This is a genomic window from Micromonospora maritima (assembly GCF_902825405.1).
Taxonomy (GTDB): Bacteria; Actinomycetota; Actinomycetes; order Mycobacteriales; family Micromonosporaceae; genus Micromonospora; species Micromonospora maritima.
The window spans coordinates 1-5,944 of record NZ_CADEAU010000334.1 but is presented as its reverse complement, the minus strand read 5'-3'; the positions used below and the strand labels follow the sequence as shown (position 1 = coordinate 5,944).

Below are 5,944 nucleotides of genomic sequence, written 5' to 3'. Positions count from 1 at the left end.
CCGGTCGGGCGGGCGCGGCGGCGGCCCGGGGCGCCGCCGGGGGCAGCGCCGGCACGGCGGCGATGACGCCGAGGCAGTTCACCAGCACTGCCAGGGTCCTGTGGTGTCGTCTCGATGCAGGCATACCAACGAACCTCCGGACCCGAAGCTATGGTCCGGGGCCCGCCGGGCGGGTACGAAGCCGGCAATCCCGCCCCGGCCGACGTGATCCCGCGTACCCTGGCGCGCTCCATCGGGGCGGACCCGCCGCCCCCCGCCGGTCCCGGGGATAGATTGGCCAGGTGCGTATCGCTCGTTTCGCTCATGCCAAGGGAATGTCGTTCGGAGTCGTCGAGGGCGAGCCGGAGGCCGGGCCGCAGGGCCTGACCATCGCCGAGATCGAGGGCCATCCGTTCGGGCAGATCCAGTTCTCGGGCGCCCGCTGGGCGCTCTCCGACGTCCGGCTGCTGTCGCCGATCCTGCCCAGCAAGGTGGTCTGTGTCGGCCGTAACTACGCCGAGCACGCCGCCGAGCACGGCAGCGAGGTGCCCAAGGAGCCGCTGCTCTTCCTCAAGCCGTCCACCTCGGTGATCGGTCCGCGCGACGCCATCCGGCTGCCGATCTTCTCCAAGCAGGTCGAGCACGAGGCGGAGCTGGCCGTGGTGATCGGGGCGCCCGGCGCCCGCCGCGCCGACCGGGCCGCCGCCGAGCGGGCCATCTTCGGCTACACCTGCGCCAACGACGTCACCGCGCGGGACCTCCAGCGCTCCGACGGCCAGTGGACCCGGGCCAAGGGCTTCGACTCGTTCTGCCCCATCGGTCCGTGGATCACCACCGGGCTGGACGTGTCCGACCTGGAGATCCGCTGCGAGGTGGGTCGCAACCCGGAGGAGATGGAGGTGCGCCAGCTCGGCCGGACCAAGGACATGGTCTTCGACGTACCGGGCCTGGTGTCGTACATCTCGCACGTGATGACGCTGCTCCCCGGCGACGTGGTGCTCACCGGCACTCCGGCGGGGGTTAGCCCGCTCACCGAGGGGGATACGGTGACCGTGCGGATCGAGGGGATCGGGGAGCTCAGCAACCCGGTGGTCCCCGTCGCCTGATCCGTCCGACGCCCCGTTTCCGCAGGTCAAGGGCGGTTCGGGGGGTTGGATTTGGCCTGTCGGCACCGGGAGGGTAAAGTTCATTCCCGGCGCCGCAAGGGGCCAATGGGGTATGGGGTAATTGGCAGCCCGACTGATTCTGGTTCAGTTAGTCTAGGTTCGAGTCCTGGTACCCCAGCGCAGCCGTGGGTTCGCAAGAACCCCGGTCGCTGGATTCCGGCAGTTCACCGCTGCCGGAGTGCATGAAGGTTCTGGCCCCGTCGTCTAGCGGCCCAGGACGCCGCCCTCTCAAGGCGGTAGCGCCGGTTCGAATCCGGTCGGGGCTACAGCACCGTCAGCCCGTCCCGTTTCTCGGGGCGGGCTGTTCTGCTGTGCGGGCGTGTCCCTGCTGTTCAGCGCCGTCGCGCCGTCGCGCCGGGTGCGACCCCCCGCGGCGGAGCCGGACGCGGTGCCGCTAGACTACTGCCACACCGCCCGCCAGGGTGGTGAAGCAGGAAAAGTGCCTGGCCCCGTCGTCTAGCGGCCCAGGACGCCGCCCTCTCAAGGCGGTAGCGCCGGTTCGAATCCGGTCGGGGCTACGTCGTCGAACGGCCCGTCTCGCTCTCGCGAGGCGGGCCGTTCCGCATTCCTCCGCCCGTCCCACCCGTCCCGCCCGTCCCGCCCGGGCTCCCGGTCCCCGCCGCGGCTCCCGGGCCCCGCCGCGTTGATCATGAACTTGGCGGCGCTTTCGATCTCTCAGAGCGCCGCCAACGTCATGATCAGCACGGCGGGGCGAGGGTGTGCTGCCGCGCTCGGTGGAGCGCGGAGATCTTGGTACGAAACGGCCCCTCCAGGGGCCGTTTCGTACCAAGATCTCGCAGCCGGGCAGCCGGGCAGCCGGGCAGCCGGGGGTCAGAGGCCGGAGAGGCGCTGGCCGGCGCGGACGACGGCCATGGCGTGGCGTTCGCCGGGGCGGCGGCCGAGGCGCTCGATCGGTCCGGAGATGCTGATCGCGGCGATCACCCGACCGGTGCGGTCGCGGATCGGCGCGGAGACGCTCGCCACACCGGCCTCCCGCTCGGCGACGCTCTGCGCCCAGCCCCGCCGGCGTACCTCGGCCAGGGTACGGCCGGTGAACTTGGAGCGGGGGAGCAGCGGCATGACCGCCTCCGGCGGCTCCCAGGCGAGCAGGATCTGGGCCGCCGAACCGGCGGTCATCGGCAGCACCGAGCCGACCGGGACGGTGTCCCGCAGGCCGCTGGCCCGCTCGGCGGCGGCCACGCAGATGCGCTCGTCGGCGCGGCGCAGGTAGAGCTGGGCGCTCTCGCCGGTGGCGTCGCGCAGCGCCGCGAGCAGCGGCTCGGCGGCGGTGAGCAGCACGTCCGGGGCCGCGTTGGCCAGCTCGCCCAGGCGTGGACCCGGGCGCCATCGGCCCTGGGTGTCCCGGACCAGCATCCGGTGGATCTCCAGCGCCTGTGCCAGCCGGTGCGCGGTGGCCCGGGGCAGCTTGGTGCGTTCAACGAGTTCGGCCAGGCTGGCGCCGTCGACACAGGCGGCCAGGATGACCACCGCCTTGTCGAGAACGCCGACACCGCTCATACTGTGTCCCACAAGCCGAAATTTACCTCCCAGAATTTAGGATGTCCAGATGGTGGGAGTCACTCAACCGAGGACCCTGGCCGAGAAGGTCTGGGACGCGCACGTGGTCCGCTCCGCCGCCGGCGAGCCGGACCTGCTCTTCATCGACCTGCACCTGCTGCACGAGGTGACCAGCCCGCAGGCGTTCGACGGGCTGCGCCTGGCCGGGCGCGGGGTCCGCCGGACCGATCTGACGATCGCGACCGAGGACCACAACACCCCGACCGGGTACGACGACCCGGCGTTCCGCTCCCGGCGCGGCGACCTGCTCACGATCGCGGACCCCACCTCCCGCACGCAGATCGAGACGCTGCGCCGCAACTGCGCCGAGTTCGGGGTGCGCCTGCACCCGCTGGGCGACGAGAACCAGGGCATCGTGCACGTCATCGGCCCGCAGCTCGGTCTCACCCAGCCCGGCATGACGATCGTCTGCGGCGACTCGCACACCGCCACCCACGGGGCGTTCGGCGCGCTCGCGTTCGGCATCGGCACCAGCGAGGTCGAGCACGTGCTCGCCACCCAGACGCTGCCGCAGGCCCGCCCGAGGACCATGGCGGTGAACGTGATCGGCGAGCTGGCACCCGGCGTCACCGCCAAGGACCTGGTGCTCGCGCTGATCGCGCAGGTGGGCACCGGCGGCGGGCGCGGCCACATCGTCGAGTACCGGGGCGAGGCCATCCGCGACCTCTCGATGGAGGGGCGGATGACGATCGCGAACATGTCCATCGAGTGGGGCGCCAAGGCCGGCATGATCGCGCCGGACGAGACCACGTTCGCGTACCTGAAGGGTCGGCCGAACGCACCCCAGGGCGCCGACTGGGACGCGGCGCTGGAGTACTGGCGGACGCTCCCCACCGACGAGGGCGCGACGTTCGACACCGAGGTCACGCTGGACGCGAGCCGGATCACGCCGTTCGTCACCTGGGGCACCAACCCGGGGCAGGGCGTGCCGCTGGGCGCGACCGTGCCGGACCCGGAGGACTTCGTCACCGAGCCGGAGCGGGTCGCCGCCCGGCGCGCGCTGGAGTACATGGACCTCACCCCCGGCACCCCGATGCGCGACCTCGCCGTCGACGTGGTCTTCGTCGGCTCCTGCACCAACGGTCGCCTGGAGGACCTGCGGGCCGCCGCCGACGTGCTGCGCGGGCGCCGGGTCGCCGACGGCGTACGCATGCTCGTGGTCCCCGGCTCCGCCGCGGTCCGCGAGGCGGCCGAGATCGAGGGACTGGACCAGGTCTTCGCCGACGCCGGCGCCGAGTGGCGCTTCGCCGGCTGCTCCATGTGCCTGGGCATGAACCCGGACACGCTGAAGCCGGGCGAGCGCTCCGCCTCGACCTCCAACCGCAACTTCGAGGGCCGCCAGGGCCGGGGCGGGCGTACCCACCTGGTGTCCCCGCCGGTCGCCGCCGCCACCGCCGTGGTCGGCCGGCTGGCCGCCCCCGCCGACCTGTGAGAAGGGCAGCCGAGATGGACAAGTTCACCACCCACACCGGCACGGCCGTGCCGCTGCGCCGGTCCAACGTGGACACCGACCAGATCATCCCCGCCGTGTACCTCAAGCGGGTGACCCGGACCGGATTCGCCGACGGTCTGTTCAACGCGTGGCGGGAGGATCCGTCATTCGTCCTCAACGATCCCGCCCATTCGGGTGCGTCGATTCTGATCGCCGGCCCCGAGTTCGGCACCGGATCCTCCCGGGAGCACGCCGTCTGGGCGCTGCGGGACTGGGGCTTCCGGGCCGTCATCTCGCCTCGCTTCGGCGACATCTTCCGCGGCAACGCGCTCAAGGAAGGCCTCCTTCCGGTCGAGCTGGAATTGAAAGCGGTGGAGGAACTGTGGGACCTCGTGGAATCCGAGCCGACCACGCCGATCACCGTCGACCTCGCCGCCCGCCAGGTCCATGCCGGTGACGCCACCTGGGCGTTCCCGCTGGACGACCACAGCCGGTGGCGGCTGATGGAGGGCTTGGACGACATTGGACTCACCCTCCGGCACGAGGCCGACATCGCCGCGTACGAGGCCTCCCGGCCGGCGTTCCTGCCCTCGATCGCCTGACCCGTACCCCCTTTTCGCCCCCACCGGCCCGGCCGGTGGGGGCGAATCCGTTGCGACACAAGGGCTTTTTTCCACCGAATGTTTGTGTCCAGGCAGCACAGGGCATACCGTGCGCGCAGAATGGCTCGCGTCGAGTCAGTTGCACAATCGGGAGGAAGTCGTGAACAAGGCCGAGCTCATCGAGGCGCTCGCCGTTCGCCTGGGGGACCGGAAGACGGCGACGGCCGCGCTCGACGCGGTTCTCGCTGAGGTCCAGGCGGCGGTCACCAAGGGCGAGAAGGTGGCGATCACCGGATTCGGAGCGTTCGAGAAGCGCGTCCGGGGGGCCCGAACAGCGCGCAACCCGCGGACCGGCGAGGCGGTGAAGGTCAAGAAGACCTCCGTCCCGACCTTCCGGGCGGGCGCGGGCTTCAAGGAGATGGTGGCCAGCGGCAAGGTGCCGAAGGACACCGCCGCCGCGAAGAAGACCACCGGGGCCGCCAAGACCACCGCGGCGGCGAAGAAGACCACGGCGGCCAAGACCACCGGGGCCGCGAAGAAGACCACGGCGGCGAAGGCCACCAAGACCACGGCCGCGAGCAAGAAGGCCGCACCGGCCAAGAAGGCCACCGCGACCAAGACCGCGGCGGCGAAGAAGACGACCGCGGCGAAGTCCACCACGGCCAAGAAGACCACCGCGGCCAAGAAGACGACCGCGGCCAAGTCGGCCACGGCGAAGAAGACCACGGCGGCCAAGAAGGCGCCCGCGAAGAAGGCGCCGGCCAAGAAGGCCGCCACCCGGCGCTGACCGGACAGCCCGACCGAGGGCGCCCACCGATCGCGGTGGGCGCCCTCCTTCGTGGGTACGCGTTGACCGCCCGCCGCGCCGCCGCGCAGAATCGCCGTGCCGAAACCCCCGTCGGTCACGAGAAGAGGCGCCCGTGCGGCACCGTCACCTCTCCACCCTCGCGCTCGCCCTGGGCGTCACGGTCCTGCTGGACGTGCTTCGGGTCTGGCTCCCGTCGGTCATCACCCTCTTCGGTCGCGCCGCCGAGACACCCGCCGAGCTGCTCGGCGCGTTCGCGCTCGGCTGGTTCGTGCTCGCGCTGGCCGCGCCCGCCCTGGTACGCCGTCTCGGCGCGCGCCCGGTAGGCCTCGCGGCGGCCGGCGTGCTGGCCGCCGTACGCCTGCTCCTGACCGCCGGTCCC

5 protein-coding genes, 3 tRNA genes and 1 pseudogene are annotated in these 5,944 nt (G+C 71.9%); 8 read left to right on the top strand and 1 reads right to left on the bottom strand.

The genetic code is table 11. From position 1 onward, the window contains the following. Positions 1-281: 281 nt before the first annotated feature. The 4 genes from HUW36_RS23620 (at position 282) to HUW36_RS23605 (ending at position 1,663) form a co-directional block, all read left to right on the top strand. Positions 282-1,085 (top strand): fumarylacetoacetate hydrolase family protein, encoded by an 804-nt coding sequence (locus HUW36_RS23620; RefSeq protein WP_174530184.1) that lies wholly within the window; start codon positions 282-284, stop codon positions 1,083-1,085. Positions 1,086-1,191: 106 nt separating this feature from the next. After that, positions 1,192-1,263 (top strand) — tRNA-Gln (locus HUW36_RS23615). Positions 1,264-1,338: 75 nt separating this feature from the next. After that, a tRNA-Glu gene (locus HUW36_RS23610) sits at positions 1,339-1,411 on the top strand. A gap of 179 nt (positions 1,412-1,590) precedes the next feature. Then, positions 1,591-1,663 (top strand) — tRNA-Glu (locus HUW36_RS23605). Positions 1,664-1,976: 313 nt separating this feature from the next. Here HUW36_RS23605 and HUW36_RS23600 read toward each other — a convergent pair. Then, positions 1,977-2,663, bottom strand: coding sequence for an IclR family transcriptional regulator (locus tag HUW36_RS23600; protein WP_013284529.1), 687 nt, complete (start codon positions 2,661-2,663; stop codon positions 1,977-1,979). A gap of 49 nt (positions 2,664-2,712) precedes the next feature. On the opposite strand from HUW36_RS23600, the gene leuC reads away from it, so the two are divergent. The 4 genes and pseudogenes from leuC to HUW36_RS23580 form a co-directional block, all read left to right on the top strand. Further along, a complete protein-coding gene (gene leuC, locus HUW36_RS23595) occupies positions 2,713-4,155 on the top strand; it encodes a 3-isopropylmalate dehydratase large subunit (RefSeq protein WP_174530183.1) in 1,443 nt (480 codons plus the stop codon). Positions 4,156-4,169: 14 nt separating this feature from the next. Then, on the top strand, positions 4,170-4,757 hold the full coding sequence (gene leuD / locus HUW36_RS23590; protein ID WP_174530182.1) for a 3-isopropylmalate dehydratase small subunit: 588 nt from the start codon (positions 4,170-4,172) through the stop codon (positions 4,755-4,757). Between the two features lie 160 nt (positions 4,758-4,917). Then, positions 4,918-5,544, top strand: coding sequence for an HU family DNA-binding protein (locus HUW36_RS23585; RefSeq protein WP_174530181.1), 627 nt, complete (start codon positions 4,918-4,920; stop codon positions 5,542-5,544). Between the two features lie 133 nt (positions 5,545-5,677). Then, a pseudogene (locus HUW36_RS23580) lies at positions 5,678-5,944 on the top strand (endonuclease/exonuclease/phosphatase family protein); the annotation flags it as partial.